Source organism: Acinetobacter gerneri DSM 14967 = CIP 107464 = MTCC 9824 (genome assembly GCF_000368565.1).
In the GTDB taxonomy this organism is placed as follows: domain Bacteria; phylum Pseudomonadota; class Gammaproteobacteria; order Pseudomonadales; family Moraxellaceae; genus Acinetobacter; species Acinetobacter gerneri.
In genome coordinates, this window is the sequence record NZ_KB849533.1 from 177,916 (window position 1) to 192,487 (window position 14,572).

Sequence of the window (14,572 nt, forward strand, 5' to 3'; positions counted from 1 at the left end):
TGCTTTAATGAATTGATGTTAGGCAGTCCGAATTTAGTATTTGGTGATCATTTTGATACTTTTACCCTGTCAAAAGTATGGCAACGTGCCTACACAATTCACTTAGAATTCTAATGGAAAGCTGTGGATCAATCCTATAAATCTCCCCTAACCCCTCTTTAAAAAGAGGGGGATTTACTTTAATGAATTGATGTTAGGCCGTTCGAATTTAGTACTTGGCGATGATTTTTGATACTTTTACCCTGTCAAAAGTATGGCAATTTACCTACACTATTCACTTAGAACCCTAATGAAAAGCTGTGGCTATATAGCCCTTGTATTTATTAAAAAAAATATTATTTATCATATGTTTTATATAATTTAACTAGATCAAATGCAAGACGATGCCATAGCACACACAAATCACACAACTCACCATCGTCCCCGCAGCGATATAACGAGCCGACACACCTGTTCCATGATAATGCGTTTCTAGTGCAACAATATTTGCAGCTGGTGGTAAACAGAAGATCAGGAACATCACTCCGATATAATCTTGTATATGCGGAATCGGTAAGAAACGATAGCTAATAGCACAAATCACCGCACCACAGAGTAATTTAAGCAGTGCAACTTTAAAACCTTGCAGCAAATCTTCGATATGCACCCGTGTTTTACGTAGCCACATACCGAGTACACACATGCCTGCAAAACTCATACCCCATTTGGCACTGTTATAAATTACATCAATCAACTGATGCTGTTGTAAACTTTGCACGTTTAACAGCCTAAATAACGCTGCAATCATCAAAGCAATCACAGGTGGGGATTGGATAACTTTTTTGGCGACATCTAAAAATGATTGCGGTTCAGAGCTGACTGAAGTAACCGCCCATGTATTTCCAAAAATAGAACCACCAATATACAGCGCAATCAACGGCGCACTGACTTCTGGACCAAATAACGCCAATGCAATTGGAAATCCTAACCACACCATATTGGTATAACTAAAACACAGTGCTTGTAAGCGATCTTTGGAAATAAAATAATAAATAAAATAAATAATAATCGCGGAACTAAAGCTAAACAGCATCAAACTCATACTGCCTGCTTTGTAAAAGACCATGTTGTAAATAATCACCACTGGAATAAATACACGGGCCAACAACATCGATAACACTGAACGCAATGAAGTAGTCGTATTGAAACTTGCCAAAATCAAGCCACAAATAAAAGCAATGATTGGTAGAAGCAGAGCCACTTCATCGATCCTAAATACAAAAAATAGGGTTTATGCTAGCACGATAATTTTATGAAAGGCTTAAAACTCAAGGCAATCTTGTTTTGAATCTATTTGTTTGTCTTAAAATTGCAATATTGTCGTCACTCATTTGTCATAGAAAACTGTTGTTATAGAGCCTATTGAAAAATAGGAGTGTAGATATGGCTGGATTATCTATTTGGCATGTTGTGATTTTTGCCATCGTAGTGATTTTACTTTTTGGTACATCTAAACTAAAAAATTTAGGTAAAGATGTGGGTGGTGCGGTTAAAGATTTTAAGAAATCTATACGTGAAGAAGATGCTGAAAATGCTGCTTTGAAAGAACCTCGTACCCTCGAACATCAAAGCAATACCGACGTAAATTCAACTGTGAAAAACTAAACAAAGAGGTGAATCATGCTCGATGTTGGCTTTTCAGAACTGCTTGTCTTTGGGATTATCGCCCTACTTGTATTGGGTCCAGATAAATTACCTGAAGCTGCACGAACTGCTGCAAAATATTATGCAAAGTTTAAACGTGCCATCACAAGTGTTCAAAATGACATTGATCGTGAGCTGCGTCTTTCTGAACTTCGTGAACAAATGCAAAATGAAATGCAACGCATTTCAGATCTTGAGCAAAAAATGCAAGCTCAAATGCAAGAGTTACAACAACAAACCAAATTGGCTGCAGAACAACAACAGCAAGCAGAACCTACGGAAAATAAGACTGAATCACTGATTTATCATCATATGCAAGATAAAGTCGCCACGATTTATATCCCATCGTTTTGGGTCGAAAATATCACATGTATGACTAAAAAAGACCAGCAAGAAGAAATGCTTGAAAGTCATTTACCCAAATTGAAGGTTGCAGTATGACAACATCACTAAGCCCTCAAGTGCAAAACCCAGAGCATGAAAATGTTGATCCTCGTGATCAATTAGAGTCCATGCCGATCACCTCTCATCTGATGGTGCTGCGCAAACATTTGATGAAAATAGTCGCGATATTGATTGCATTATTTTTCTGTTTATTGCCTTTTGCCAATAAAACCTATACAGCACTTTCTGCACCTTTACGCGCACAATTACCCGCGAACTCATCCATGATTGCCACGGATGTAACCGCTACATTTATGGCGCCATTTAAGCTAAATTTCTTTATAGCTTTGATGTTGGCAATGCCCATCATCATTTATCAGCTTTGGGCTTTTGTGAAACCAGCCTTGTATGAAAAAGAGAAAAACTTAGCATTCCCATTATTATTTGGGGCAATTTCGCTATTTTATGCAGGGATTGCCTTTGCCTACTACGTCGCTCTGCCCTCTATTTTGCATTTTTTTATCAGCGTTTCACCTGATACTGTTGCGCCAATGACAGACATTAACAGCTATTTAACTTTTTGTTTAAAGCTCTTTTTAGTCTTTGGTGTGACCTTTGAAATCCCAATTGTGACCTTGTTATTGATTATTGCAGGCATTGTCACAACCCAAACTTTGGCTGAAAAAAGACGCTTTATCATCGTAGGCTGTTTCTTTATCGCCATGTTTATGACACCACCAGATGCCATTTCGATGGTGATGTTGGCAGTACCAATGTGGATGCTATTTGAACTGGGTTTGCTTTTTGGCAAATTGATTGAAAGACGTAAAAAGTCGGCTCAAGTGGCTGAGTAATCTGAGCCTGTTAATAGTTAAAATAAAAATTTCAACAAGCAAAACAAAAATATAGAAATAAATAAACCCATTTTCCAATCAGGCAAATGGGTTTATTTATTTAGTTCTAACTTAACCCGTTCTTCAATCAATTGATCTTTAAACTCGCCTTGCTGAGTCTTTTCGATCCAATAGATTTCATCGGTTGTCATCCGAATAAAGTTGGAACAACGTGTGCCATATACCGGGCTTTGAATGAACGTCGATGAAAGAAGTTGCTCAAAATCCTGATCAATCCCAGTATCGGGTAGAAGTTCTGTCAAAACCTTCCGTTCATCCTCTAAAATATCCCAAACTTCATGCGTTATATCGAGCTCTGGCGTCTCAGAGAGTTGCAGCATCGGAAGTAATTCTTGAGTAAAGCGTTTACGTAAATGTTTAGTTTTTTCCCAATCATCAGAAATCGTACCATTTGACACCACATATACGCCTTTGGCCAAAATCTGAGGTGCTTCACCGCGATTGCTCATATAAACCGCTTGGCTTTGATCGCCCATGAAAATATTGAAACCAGCATAATCACATTGATTTTGTTCTAATATTTTGGCAAATCTAATCGGTGTCAAATCCGATTCTAAAAAAGATTGAATCAAATAACCGCGGGATGTCGTATAGGTTTTTTTATCACGTGCATCTCGATGATTGGTCACAATCGCCCACCGCCCTGCAGCAGTTACGCCCATCCAAGTGCCACCCGACTGTAAATCTTTCCCTGCAATAATTGGACTATTTTCCCAATACGTTAATTGAGCACTTGGTCGATGATAAAATTCGTCACGATTTGAAATCAAACACAAAGGCAAGTCGTCTAAAACCTGCCAAGCAAATGCCACAATACACATAAGCTGATCCCTACAATTGCATATTTAACGTTATAATGTGCACAAAGAAAATCTTGAAAGCCACAGACCTAAAACTGACTTTTAGACGATCTATTTTAAAGCTAAATTTCGGAAATCTCGATAAACGAAATGCCTACATAGCTTATAACATTTTTTATATCAATCAGATAAAATCTGTTCAAAACAAATGATAAGGAAACCCAATGCTGGCCTATCCTCATATTGATCCCGTTGCGATTGCATTGGGACCACTCAAAGTCCATTGGTATGGTGTGATGTATCTTTTAGCCTTTTTATGTGCTTGGGGGCTTGCGACATATCGAGCAAAACATCGTGATGGTTGGACGTCCGAAATGGTGTCTGATCTGGTGTTCTATGGTGCACTCGGCGTCGTACTCGGCGGTCGAATCGGTTATGTTCTATTTTACGAGTTTGATAAATTTCTCGACAATCCACTTTGGTTATTCCAAGTGTGGACAGGTGGAATGAGTTTCCACGGAGGATTTATCGGTGTAATGCTTGCCATGATCTTGTGGTGCCGAAAATACAAAAAAACATGGTTTCAAACTATGGATTTTATCGCACCATGTGTTCCTACAGGATTGATGTTTGGTCGTATTGGTAACTTTATCGGTGGTGAACTGTTTGGTCGTGTTTCAAATGGTGGATACTCTTGGCTCATGGGCTTTCCAACGGCTCAAGCCGCTGACCGAGAATACTTGATTGCTCATCCAGAGCAACAAGGTCTATTACAACAAGTCGGCGAATATCTGTTATTACCACGCCACCCATCTCAGATCTATCAAGCACTTTGCGAAGGTTTATTTTTATTTATTATTTTATGGTTCTTTAGTGCTAAACCACGCCCACGCATGGCTGTATCAGCCTTGTTCTTGATTGGTTATGGCTGTGCACGATTCTTTATGGAATTTTTCCGCGAACCAGATGCAGATCAGGGCTATATTTTATTTGGTTGGATGACCAAAGGACAGATGCTTTCGTTCCCTATGATCTTGATTGGTATTTTATTGATGGCATACGCTTATCGCCGTAAAATCTATGATTGGGGTCCACAAAAGAACGCCTAAACAAATTTGTTTACTGATGTAAAAACAAGGTCTAAGGAGAGCAAAAGCTCTCCTTTTTCATGTTAAAGTGCAGATATATTTACCAGTTTTAAAAATTATGTTCGAATTTTGGTTTGATCCTAAAACAACGCGTTCACGTCGTATTTTTATTTTAATCATCACGGCGATCGTTGCTTATGCCTTGTATCGTATGAAACCGTTAAGCCCTGATGCGATCTTGATGTTTTTGGGTACTGGGGTCATTTTCTTGATTTGTCGCTACTGCAAAATCAACTTTGCTGCACATAAACCAACAGGCTTGCTGTACCGTTTATTTACATGGATTCCGATTGCCCTACTCCTAGCCCTGATCTTTATGAAGGCGCAACAAGAGCTGTTAATGCAAGGGGTACAAGGGATTTGCTTCATGGCTTTAGCCGCATTTATCCTTTCGCCAATTGCAAAACTTGGCAACAAAAACACTCAAACTGCAAAATAGTCAGCAAAACTGTTCTAGGGCGTTTAAATGCTGTGTGAGCAGCAGCTAAACGCCAAATGATCTATTTTGATTGAATCCACTGATCAACATCAGAAACTGCCTTTTGCAATTGCTTGCTGATCGTTTTATTTTGCTCAGCATTGACAAAGTTATTCGCTAGAGGCTGAGTTAAATTGCATCCGATAAACCATTGCTTATCCAAGTTTTTTACACTTGATTGATAAAATGGATTGTCAGATTTGATCTGTCTAAGCTGAATTTCCCCAAAACCTTGATCAACTTTTTTTGCATAATACGCATAATCTCTCTGCGTGGCAGGCTTCATCCCGACTCCCTCACTCACAGCTTGTGCTTTGCTCCGCATATTTTCATCTATAACTTTGCTCAAGCCATACTTTTTAGCAAAATCCTCTATATTGGTATTTGCAGGAAGTCGAACTGCCCAAAATTGACTGTAGTATGGTCGATAAATAAATGTTGCATTCACACCATAAACATTTAGCGCTTTCTTCAACTTTAAGCTTTTACTCAAAGCAGAATCCATCATAGGATCTTCTTGGTCTGTATATAGTCCTTTTTCTTCGCCAGAAGACTCCAAACTTGTTTCTAAAAATAGCTCATAAACTTGTTGTTTGGCTGGATTTTGACAACTGAGCAATGCTTGCAAACGATCTTGACTATATGCCCATGCATCGACCTGATTGAGCTGTAAGTTTTCTCGTTCAGCCAAAGCTTGGCTATATTCACGATCTTGTTGATCTTTAACTTTTTGCGGTAATTTTTCACGATCCTGCATTTCCAATTCGATTTTTTCAGTCGCACTCAAATCTTGGCGTTGATCGTATTTCGAAATACATTGAGGTTGCAGTTGCTCTTTCAGCAATAACAATTGATAAGCTGTATTTTGCGCTTGGGGATTTGGATAATGCGCATTTAGCACCGCATAATCCTCTTTCATCATTTTGGTTTTAATGTCATAGCAGGCTTTGCTATCAATCTTGATCTGTTGGGCTGACTCTTTTTGCCAAAATTTTTTCGCTTCAGCAATCAGCGGTTTCAAATCAGCGTCTACATTGTCTGCTGAGTTTGCATGAAGCAAAGGGCTAGCTAAAACAGGTATGACCCAAAGCATTTGCAGAAATTTTCTTGTTAAGCGCATCATTTTTGACTGTGTTATTTTATGAGTGTATTTTTTAGCATAAAATAGATCAAACTCAAACTACTCAACGAATTATGCTTAAATTTTGGTATTCAGAACACTGTACTCGACAAATCAAACTGCTGCTTTGTCTCATTACTTGTGCGGTGATTTATATCAGTTCGCTCACTGCCAAACTTGAGCCAGTTTTTGTTGTGATTAGTCTAGCGATAGGTTTCATTACACATTTGATTTATATCTATCAAGACAAGCTTTCTACGGACAATCCTTATAAACAAGGCATCAAAATTTTAAATTATGTTTTTCCGATTTTTGCTTTAATCAGCTTATTTTCAATCTGGAACAATGAAAATAAAGTCTATTGGGCAATACAAGCCTTTGGTTTTATGTTACTTGGCTTGTTTATCGTGTCGATTTATCAAAATAGAGCAAAGCGTTTTCAATAACGGATCAAAACGCTTTTAATAGATTAGAGTTCTTGCATAAGTCATTTTTGCTCAAATTTATACTCTAATCATTCTGCTTCAAAACGTAATAAAATTTGTAATTAAGGCAGGATGCCGTCCGTCGGACAAGGGCTACAGGGATGTATGCCCATTTGTTCGACAAATGGTTTTGCTTACTTTGTCCGAAAACAAAGTAAGAAAGATTGTCTACACAAAGTAAATTAAATGACTCACGGCAAATGTGACCGTATGATACTTTCCAACCAAATAACTGATTATTTTTTAATTTATGAAAGAGGTCTATTCAATCAATCAACATTAATCATTGATACGATAATATGAATATTTCACATTTTCGTTTTTATAAACGGCATAGCCATTTTGTTTAAAATCAGATACCCAACCAGACCCACTATAACCAGCAATGTGTCCATACACATGAGAACCAGTTCGGTCAATAATGTATATATCGCCACGTTGCGGATTGTCAAAAGCAGGGTTAATTTTCTTATAACCAAGCTTGGTCAAAGTACTGCCCCAATCGGCTGCTGCAACAGGATGGCTTTGAATTTTCGCACCTGCAGATTGCAGAGCAACACGTATACTTTTGGCGCATTTTTCCGAACTACGACGTGCAGTTACGTTGGAAAGCTTTTGTGAAAACTTAGAAATATCAAAGCGTTGTGCGCTATCTGATGTAAAATTCCGTTTAACAGCTTTATCCGTAGTTATATTGCGACCTTGCGAGCGAATAACAACATTAGTTTGCGCGGGGGCATAATAACTGCTGCTATCAACAGGTTGATCATATATCATTCAACAAACCTCAAACTCATCAAATTTGATGTCAATTTGGCCAATCAGCCGACATCATTTTTATGAAGTTTGCAAGTGTAATACTATAACATCAAGATTTCACCTTAAAAATGTAAATAAATTTGTGAATGTAAATGAGAATAATTCTAAGTGGTTAATTTTTATTATTTTCAAAGTGGAAATAATCGATCAAGTACCACATTTTTCATGACCAATGTCGAAGTCAGACGTTGCACACCCGGAATTGCGGAGAGTTTTTGGTCATACAATTTTTGAAAAGCCTCCAAATCTTGCGACACCACATATAAAAGATAATCAGGATCCCCAAATAAACGCTGTGCCTGCACCACTTCTGCAATATCCACAATGGCATCTTCAAAACCTGAAATCGTGGTTTTATTGGCTTCTTTTAAAGTCACAAAAACAATGGTTGAAAAGTTAAGCCCAATCAATGTTGGCTCTAACTCTGCACGATAACCTTTAATCACGCCACTTTCTTCTAGCGCTTTGACGCGACGATGGCAAGGCGAAACGCTTAAACCAATTTTTTCAGCCAAATCTGTTACTGAAAGTCGCCCATCATTTTGCAGTTCAGCAAGAATTTTCTTATCAATGTTATCCATTTAGAAATATTTTCCAATTGAGTTAAATTTTCAGCAAATAATTAAAAGCACTTTTCAATAATTAAAGCATATTCTTTCCTTATTGAGTCATATTTGAGTAAATCTTTCTAACTCTGACTCGATATTCATTATTTCTTTCTAAACTTTTTTGAGTCACCGCCATGGATAACATCATCGCCTTTTGGTTCGTATCAATGCTCTTTGTCATGACACCCGGTGCTGATTGGGCCTATGCTATTTCCTCAGGACTAAAAAATGCAGTCGTTTCGGCTGTTTCAGGACTGCTCTTAGGTCATATTGCGGCACTTTTGGTGGTTGCAACAGGACTTGGTGTGATCATTCATAAAAATCCCCAACTACTTCTGTTGATTTCGACGATTGGGGCGGTTTATTTGCTTTGGATCGGGATTAAAATTTTAAAAAATCCTGCCACGATCTCATCTGATCAAGAAAATGACTCATCAAATGCTCAAGACTCCTATACGCATAAAGATTGGCTGATCAAAGGACTTTGTATTAGTGGATTGAATCCAAAAGTATTTTTATTATTTTTTATGATGTTGCCACAGTTTATTTCTACCAATGCAGCCACATCAGTCAATACCCAAATTTTTACCCTTGGCACAATTCACATGATTAATTGTTCAATTATCTATTTTATTGTTGGTTTTGCTTCTAAAGCATTGCTTCAATCGCGTCCTCAAGCAGCGATGTGGGTAAGCAGAATTTCTGGTGGATTGGTGATCGCGATTTCGCTTATCTTGATTTCAGAACAACTGATGATCGTCCAAGACCAATGGATCAAAGTGATCTAATGTCCCCGTATCACCAGATACTCAAACTAAAATATAAAAATCCAAATATCTATCTGCTATTCATGACTAGATTGCAGATAGATATACGTCTAGATATTTGAAAATAAAAAAGCAGCAAAATGATCTAGGTCATTTTGCTGCTTTAAAACATCTTTTTGATTTAAGCGTTAAATCACTCTAGTGAAATCTTACGATCTATACTGAAAATGGATAAGCTATCGCTTCATGATATTGATAGCCTTCCACTTCAAAATCATCCAAAGTGACCCACGTTTCAATATCTTCTAAGGTCTTAATCTTAGGATTGATACGAAGTTTAGGTGCTGGAAATGGCTCACGTTTTAACTGTACATCACGCATCAAGGCTAATTGATCTTCATAAATATGCGCATTCACGATTTTATGATAAGCCTTTCCTGCCTTATGTCCTGTGATTTGAGCCATTAAAGCCAATAAAGTGAAGACTTGAATCTGATTGAAGTTCTGCCCCAATGGCACATCACAAGAGCGTTGAGATGAGGTCAGATAAAGCGTATCTCCAACCAAAGAAAAAGTGTGGGTATGCATACAAGGGCGTAGACAGCCCATATGAAACTCACCCGGATTATAAAAAGTCAGGATTTCACCACGGTCATCTATACCATTTCGTAAATCATCATAAATTTTACGAAGTTGGTCAAACTCTTCACCCACAGAGTTGCGCCATTGGCGACCTTGCACACCATAGACACGCCCCATATCATCTTCGCCTTTACGATATGGATTGGCTAACCATGCTGCATTTTCATTAGCATTGGCATTCCAAGTATTGCAACCAATAGCACGAAATTGAGCTGCATTATCATAACCACGTAAGTAGCCTAAAAGCTCAGCGATTGCAGCTTTCCAATAACTTTTACGCGTGGTCACTAAAGGGAATTCATTTGCTGCGACGTTATACTCTAAGTCAGCATTAATGACGGTTAAACAACGCTTTCCAGTTCGTTCATTTTCAACCCATACGCCTTCATCAACTATGCGTTGACACAAATCTAGATATTGCTTCATTCAACCACCTTAATTGTCCTAACTCAGATTAGACAGAGTCATGTCTTTGGGTACATTCACCTGATCTGATTTGAGCTAATATTGCTCATCAGCTCTCTATTTAAGTGAGTTACCCCCACCCAATGTTCGCTGATCAGTTCATGCCGTATTATAGAGTTGAAGTGCTTTGTTGCACAAATCTATTGATCGCTGCATAGATTTAAACAATTTAAATCACGTTAAATTTTTCTGAACAGCATTAACCTATAAGATACTAAAATGGTTAGAATCTGCCGACATTTCCGAACTAAATTGCCTTGCCGATAAAGTATTTTAAAATGCTCTTAAACTTTACCCACCCTACACTTTGTTATAAAAACTAAATCTATTTTTGTGCACTGATAATAATGTACCATTAGCCCTAGGCTAAAACTTGAAATTTAAACCTCATACTGCGCTCAAAGCATTCGGGGTTGAATTTCAATTTTGAGTTCCTTTCTCTATAAAGGACTCATATCCCATTTAATTTTTATCCCATTAAATAATGTAGATTGAAAAATGTCATATAAAAATCTTGAAGTCGTGCATGTTGTTGCCATGGATCAAAACAATTGTATTGGACAGGGCAATGCTTTGCCGTGGCATATTTCTGCAGACTTAAAACACTTTAAAGCAATCACCCAAGGTGGTGTCGTGGTTATGGGACGTAAAACCTTAGAATCTATGGGACGTGCCTTACCAAATCGTGTCAATTGGGTCATTACTCGTGATTCATCATGGTCATTTGATGGTGTAAAAACTGCGAACAGCATTGAAAGTGCCCTAGATCAAGCCTTAGCAGATGTTCAAAACTCAGAAAAACCAAATAGTATTTTTATCATTGGTGGCGGTGAAATTTTCAAACAAACCATAAATATTGCCGATCGCTTAGAATTGACGCATGTTGAATTGGATGTGCAAGGTGATGCGCATTATCCAGAGATTCCAAGTGAATTCAAAAAAATATCGACTGAGCAACATATTGATGACAAAAGTGGGATTGCTTTTGCATTTGTAACTTATCAAAAATAGTGGTTTATAAATATTCAAATAAACTGCCATGATATGAACAATTCATCTTCTTTTCTTGCACGATTTGGACGAGTCAGCTTTCATCTGATATTTAGCCTTTTTCTCGTCCTTTCCAGCCTTTGGTTTGTGCTCGCCATTTGGATTCAAAAACCATTCAATAGCACGTTCTCGATTATCATTATGCTGGTTTGGGCAATTTTTGCCATCGGCATTTTAGTGACTTATTTTGCAAAAAACAAAGCGCAAAGTCGTAAAATATCTCGACCAAAACTTGTCCTGATTTATGTACTTGGCTTTGCAGCGACATTACTTTGGTATTTTAATATTCCAGCAAAACAAGATCGGGATTGGAGTCCAGATGTTGCCCGTATTTTCACTTATGAAAAACACGGTGATTTGGTTACGATCAATGATATTCGTGATTTTAACTGGAAAATGGAAGATCAATATGACGTGCATTGGGACCGTCGTACGTTCAATATCCAAAACATCACGGGCGTAAGTATCATTACCTCCTACTGGATGGGACCGCAAATCGCGCATACTCTGGTGAGTTTTAGTTTTTCTGATCAAAAACCACTGGTGTTCTCTATAGAGATTCGTAAAGAGAAAAATGAAAGCTTTTCAGCAATTGGTGGATTTTTCCGTCAATTTGAGTTGAGTTTAATTGCAGCTGACGAAAAAGATATTGTCTATACACGCAGTAATGCCCGTGGTGAACAAGTTTATTTCTTCCCAGTGAAAATGGGCAAAAATGAAGCTCAAGCACTGTTTTTAGAATATCTTGATAAATCAGACCAATTACACCAGCATCCAAAATGGTATAACACCTTGAGTAGTAACTGTACCACTTTGGTTTTTGACATGGTTCAAGCGGTCGATCCACATCATTTACCGAAAGATTATCGTTTATTGGCTTCTGGATATTTACCCAATTATCTTTACGATTTAGGCGCTTTGGATCACAAATGGGATATGAAAACTTGGTATGAAAAAGCCCATATCAATCCTCGTGCACATCGTTTTGATCATTTCAAATATCAAGATAGTTTAAATTTTTCCAAAGTGATCCGTCTGGGTCTACCTGCCCCTGCACTGCCAGATGTCATTACTCAGAAATAGACAGCGCTTAAGCTAGACAGAACATAGCTTTTGCCCAATTGCTGCAAAGCATCAGCAAATTGATAAACATCAAACTATTGTTGATGGAAATATTGGGCAAAGCTAGTGATTTTCTAGACATTTTCGGTATAGTAAATAGATAAAATAACTTGAAATAGAGATGATGATGTTAAAACAACTTTTTGTTGCAGGACTGATTTCTACTGCACTTGCATTGACTGCATGTGAAACTGTACCAACGCAAATTCAGCAAGAAAAAAGCCTTGCTTTGATGCAAAATAAAATATGGATTTTGACGCATATCGGCGCTGTTGAATACAAAACCGATCCAAGTGCGCACAATGTTCCAAGTATTCAATTTGATGCTGCAACTTTACGTTTTACTGGTGCCGATGGCTGTAACCGTTTACTTGGAAGCTATACGGTTAAAGGGTATCAGTTAGATCTAGGGCAAATCGCTTCAACTAAAATGATGTGTGAAAACACGACTGAACTTGCTGAAAAATACAACCATGCTTTGTCTCAAGTTGCAGGCTATCAAAGTTATAACAGAACCCTCAAATTGCTTGATCGAAATGGCAATGTTGTACTGCGCTATGCCTTAAAGTAAGCCTAGCCCTCTATTTATAGATGCACAGCTGCTATTCATTCTGAGTTCGGTAGTGATCAAACACCGAATTCAGTTTCATTTATACATAATGAACACCCCTAAAGAAAATAAAAAAATTCCCGTGAATATTCACTTTATAAATAGTTTATGAATTGTGTAAATGAAGAATGTGACTTCTATTTGGTTTTTCAGCCCACAAAATGAGCAATCTATCACAATAATATCTATTTCATAGTCAAATCGCATACTTTTATATTAGATAATAACTTTTTTATTCAAATACTTATTACATAAATAGTATATTTAAATAAGCATATTATTGATCAAATATTATTCCACTTTCTAACAATATAAAGGAGTTTAGAGTGAACAAATTTGTCGTTGTTACACTTATGGCTTCAGCAATTTCTTTTGTAGGCTGCGCAAGCAATGAGCCTTCAACTCACTATCCTATTTCACGAGAACATGGAAGCGAACTTCTACAAAAAAGAACATGGGTGCTTACGCATCTTGGGTCTACCAGAACACAATTAAAAGCAACCGACAACAAACCTAGCCTGAGCTTTGATCAAAGTACTAATCGTTTTAGTGGTTCTGATGGCTGTAATCGCATTATGGGAACCTATAAAGCAACTGAACAAAGCTTATTATTTAGCGCAGTAGCAGGTACTCAAATGATGTGCCAAGAAAATCAGCAACTTTCAGCCAACTACAAACAAGCATTATCAAAAGTGAGTCGTTATAAAGCCTCTGGACATCACCTCACCCTGCTTGATGCTCAAGGCACAACCTTGTTACGATTTGAATCAACAGTCCAACCACGATAAAAATAAAATGTTACCAAAAGCCTGTTTTATACAGGCTTTTTTAAGGTCAGGATATTGGCATGACATCAATTAGTCACATATGTTTTTTATGATATAAAATCAAATAGATAAGGTTAAAATCTATGCAACAAGCGTTATTTGGTGGGGGCTGCTTCTGGTGTGTTGAAGCCGTATTCCTACAACTTAAGGGCGTTGAAAAAGTCGTAAGTGGGTATGCTGGCGGACGTACCAGTCATCCAAGCTATGAAGATATTTGCAATGGTGATACATTTCATGCAGAAGTCGTGCTCATTGATTTTGATGAACAACAGATCAGCTTCAAACAATTATTGGATGTATTTTTTACGACGCACGATCCAACCACACTCAACCGTCAGGGCAATGATGTTGGCACGCAATATCGTTCAGTGATTTATTATTTGGATGAATCACAAAAAACCCAAGCGGAACAATATATTGAAAATTTAAAAGCAGAAGGATTGAACATCGTAACGGAGCTCAGCGCTGCGCCAACGTTTTATCCTGCTGAAGAATATCATCAAAATTTCTTTGCCAAAAATCCAGCCCAAGGCTATTGCAACTTTGCCATCCCACCAAAACTGAGCAAACTGAGAAGCCATTTTCAGGACTTGCTCAAAGGTTAAAAAAAATCCCTCAACATTGAGGGATTTTTCTTTAGTGCATCAAGC

The 14,572-nt window shown here is 37.7% G+C and carries 18 protein-coding genes; 12 read left to right on the forward strand and 6 right to left on the reverse strand.

The genetic code is table 11. The annotated features are described in order from the left end of the window. Positions 1-364: 364 nt before the first annotated feature. On the reverse strand, positions 365-1,240 hold the full coding sequence (locus F960_RS01100) for an AEC family transporter (protein WP_004855066.1): 876 nt from the start codon (positions 1,238-1,240) through the stop codon (positions 365-367). A gap of 182 nt (positions 1,241-1,422) precedes the next feature. Between F960_RS01100 and F960_RS01105 the strand changes: the two genes are divergently transcribed. The 3 genes from F960_RS01105 (at position 1,423) to tatC (ending at position 2,921) form a co-directional block, all read left to right on the forward strand. After that, the gene (locus F960_RS01105) at positions 1,423-1,644 is read left to right on the forward strand and encodes a Sec-independent protein translocase subunit TatA (protein WP_004855069.1); all 222 of its coding nucleotides are present in this window, start codon (positions 1,423-1,425) and stop codon (positions 1,642-1,644) included. Positions 1,645-1,659: 15 nt separating this feature from the next. Continuing rightward, positions 1,660-2,124 carry a Sec-independent protein translocase protein TatB gene (gene tatB / locus F960_RS01110; protein WP_004855071.1) on the forward strand — a complete coding sequence of 155 codons (465 nt, stop codon included), beginning with the start codon at positions 1,660-1,662 and terminating at the stop codon, positions 2,122-2,124. Between the two features lie 71 nt (positions 2,125-2,195). Further along, positions 2,196-2,921, forward strand: a complete 726-nt coding sequence (gene tatC, locus F960_RS01115; RefSeq protein WP_373429817.1) for a twin-arginine translocase subunit TatC — start codon at positions 2,196-2,198, stop codon at positions 2,919-2,921. 92 nt (positions 2,922-3,013) lie between these two features. On the opposite strand, the gene F960_RS01120 is transcribed toward tatC, so the two are convergent. Continuing rightward, positions 3,014-3,802: an NRDE family protein gene (locus F960_RS01120; RefSeq protein WP_004855079.1), complete on the reverse strand. Its 789-nt coding sequence runs from the start codon at positions 3,800-3,802 to the stop codon at positions 3,014-3,016. A gap of 203 nt (positions 3,803-4,005) precedes the next feature. On the opposite strand from F960_RS01120, the gene lgt reads away from it, so the two are divergent. Together lgt and F960_RS01130 are read left to right on the forward strand one after the other, a co-directional pair. Continuing rightward, positions 4,006-4,890: a prolipoprotein diacylglyceryl transferase gene (gene lgt, locus F960_RS01125; RefSeq protein ID WP_004855085.1), complete on the forward strand. Its 885-nt coding sequence runs from the start codon at positions 4,006-4,008 to the stop codon at positions 4,888-4,890. A 97-nt stretch (positions 4,891-4,987) separates the two neighbouring features. Next, positions 4,988-5,368 carry a hypothetical protein gene (locus F960_RS01130; RefSeq protein ID WP_004855091.1) on the forward strand — a complete coding sequence of 127 codons (381 nt, stop codon included), beginning with the start codon at positions 4,988-4,990 and terminating at the stop codon, positions 5,366-5,368. Between the two features lie 61 nt (positions 5,369-5,429). On the opposite strand, the gene F960_RS01135 is transcribed toward F960_RS01130, so the two are convergent. Then, the gene (locus F960_RS01135; RefSeq protein WP_020846782.1) at positions 5,430-6,500 is read right to left on the reverse strand and encodes a hypothetical protein; all 1,071 of its coding nucleotides are present in this window, start codon (positions 6,498-6,500) and stop codon (positions 5,430-5,432) included. A 101-nt stretch (positions 6,501-6,601) separates the two neighbouring features. Between F960_RS01135 and F960_RS01140 the strand changes: the two genes are divergently transcribed. Beyond that, a complete protein-coding gene (locus tag F960_RS01140) occupies positions 6,602-6,973 on the forward strand; it encodes a hypothetical protein (protein ID WP_004855101.1) in 372 nt (123 codons plus the stop codon). 318 nt (positions 6,974-7,291) lie between these two features. Here F960_RS01140 and F960_RS01145 read toward each other — a convergent pair whose 3' ends face one another. Both F960_RS01145 and F960_RS01150 read right to left on the reverse strand, forming a co-directional pair. Then, positions 7,292-7,789 (reverse strand): peptidoglycan amidohydrolase family protein, encoded by a 498-nt coding sequence (locus F960_RS01145; RefSeq protein ID WP_004855102.1) that lies wholly within the window; start codon positions 7,787-7,789, stop codon positions 7,292-7,294. 170 nt (positions 7,790-7,959) lie between these two features. Beyond that, a complete protein-coding gene (locus F960_RS01150) occupies positions 7,960-8,412 on the reverse strand; it encodes an Lrp/AsnC family transcriptional regulator (protein ID WP_004855106.1) in 453 nt (150 codons plus the stop codon). Between the two features lie 161 nt (positions 8,413-8,573). Here F960_RS01150 and F960_RS01155 point away from each other — a divergent pair, with 161 nt between their 5' ends. After that, positions 8,574-9,227 (forward strand): LysE family translocator, encoded by a 654-nt coding sequence (locus F960_RS01155; protein ID WP_004855109.1) that lies wholly within the window; start codon positions 8,574-8,576, stop codon positions 9,225-9,227. 195 nt (positions 9,228-9,422) lie between these two features. Here F960_RS01155 and F960_RS01160 read toward each other — a convergent pair whose 3' ends face one another. Beyond that, on the reverse strand, positions 9,423-10,274 hold the full coding sequence (locus F960_RS01160; protein WP_004855112.1) for a thymidylate synthase: 852 nt from the start codon (positions 10,272-10,274) through the stop codon (positions 9,423-9,425). 537 nt (positions 10,275-10,811) lie between these two features. Here F960_RS01160 and F960_RS01165 point away from each other — a divergent pair. The 5 genes from F960_RS01165 (at position 10,812) to msrA (ending at position 14,527) form a co-directional block, all read left to right on the forward strand. Next, positions 10,812-11,324, forward strand: coding sequence for a dihydrofolate reductase (locus F960_RS01165; RefSeq protein ID WP_004855114.1), 513 nt, complete (start codon positions 10,812-10,814; stop codon positions 11,322-11,324). Positions 11,325-11,357: 33 nt separating this feature from the next. Then, the gene (locus F960_RS01170) at positions 11,358-12,446 is read left to right on the forward strand and encodes an Lnb N-terminal periplasmic domain-containing protein (protein WP_004855118.1); all 1,089 of its coding nucleotides are present in this window, start codon (positions 11,358-11,360) and stop codon (positions 12,444-12,446) included. A 166-nt stretch (positions 12,447-12,612) separates the two neighbouring features. Continuing rightward, on the forward strand, positions 12,613-13,056 hold the full coding sequence (locus F960_RS01175; RefSeq protein WP_004855120.1) for an META domain-containing protein: 444 nt from the start codon (positions 12,613-12,615) through the stop codon (positions 13,054-13,056). Between the two features lie 365 nt (positions 13,057-13,421). Continuing rightward, positions 13,422-13,883 carry an META domain-containing protein gene (locus tag F960_RS01180; RefSeq protein WP_004855123.1) on the forward strand — a complete coding sequence of 154 codons (462 nt, stop codon included), beginning with the start codon at positions 13,422-13,424 and terminating at the stop codon, positions 13,881-13,883. A 122-nt stretch (positions 13,884-14,005) separates the two neighbouring features. After that, positions 14,006-14,527: a peptide-methionine (S)-S-oxide reductase MsrA gene (gene msrA, locus F960_RS01185; protein WP_004855125.1), complete on the forward strand. Its 522-nt coding sequence runs from the start codon at positions 14,006-14,008 to the stop codon at positions 14,525-14,527. The last annotated feature ends 45 nt before the right edge of the window (positions 14,528-14,572 follow it).

Excerpts from the sequence above, each read along its gene's own strand:
- F960_RS01105 (WP_004855069.1), top strand. The coding sequence starts at position 1,423 with ATGGCTGGATTATCTATTTGGCATGTTGTGATTTTTGCCATCGTAGTG.
- tatB (WP_004855071.1), top strand. The coding sequence starts at position 1,660 with ATGCTCGATGTTGGCTTTTCAGAACTGCTTGTCTTTGGGATTATCGCC.
- tatC (WP_373429817.1), top strand. The coding sequence starts at position 2,196 with ATGCCGATCACCTCTCATCTGATGGTGCTGCGCAAACATTTGATGAAA.
- F960_RS01120 (WP_004855079.1), bottom strand. The coding sequence starts at position 3,802 with ATGTGTATTGTGGCATTTGCTTGGCAGGTTTTAGACGACTTGCCTTTG.
- lgt (WP_004855085.1), top strand. The coding sequence starts at position 4,006 with ATGCTGGCCTATCCTCATATTGATCCCGTTGCGATTGCATTGGGACCA.
- F960_RS01130 (WP_004855091.1), top strand. The coding sequence starts at position 4,988 with ATGTTCGAATTTTGGTTTGATCCTAAAACAACGCGTTCACGTCGTATT.
- F960_RS01135 (WP_020846782.1), bottom strand. The coding sequence starts at position 6,500 with ATGCTTTGGGTCATACCTGTTTTAGCTAGCCCTTTGCTTCATGCAAAC.
- F960_RS01140 (WP_004855101.1), top strand. The coding sequence starts at position 6,602 with ATGCTTAAATTTTGGTATTCAGAACACTGTACTCGACAAATCAAACTG.
- F960_RS01145 (WP_004855102.1), bottom strand. The coding sequence starts at position 7,789 with ATGATATATGATCAACCTGTTGATAGCAGCAGTTATTATGCCCCCGCG.
- F960_RS01150 (WP_004855106.1), bottom strand. The coding sequence starts at position 8,412 with ATGGATAACATTGATAAGAAAATTCTTGCTGAACTGCAAAATGATGGG.
- F960_RS01155 (WP_004855109.1), top strand. The coding sequence starts at position 8,574 with ATGGATAACATCATCGCCTTTTGGTTCGTATCAATGCTCTTTGTCATG.
- F960_RS01160 (WP_004855112.1), bottom strand. The coding sequence starts at position 10,274 with ATGAAGCAATATCTAGATTTGTGTCAACGCATAGTTGATGAAGGCGTA.
- F960_RS01165 (WP_004855114.1), top strand. The coding sequence starts at position 10,812 with ATGTCATATAAAAATCTTGAAGTCGTGCATGTTGTTGCCATGGATCAA.
- F960_RS01170 (WP_004855118.1), top strand. The coding sequence starts at position 11,358 with ATGAACAATTCATCTTCTTTTCTTGCACGATTTGGACGAGTCAGCTTT.
- F960_RS01175 (WP_004855120.1), top strand. The coding sequence starts at position 12,613 with ATGTTAAAACAACTTTTTGTTGCAGGACTGATTTCTACTGCACTTGCA.
- msrA (WP_004855125.1), top strand. The coding sequence starts at position 14,006 with ATGCAACAAGCGTTATTTGGTGGGGGCTGCTTCTGGTGTGTTGAAGCC.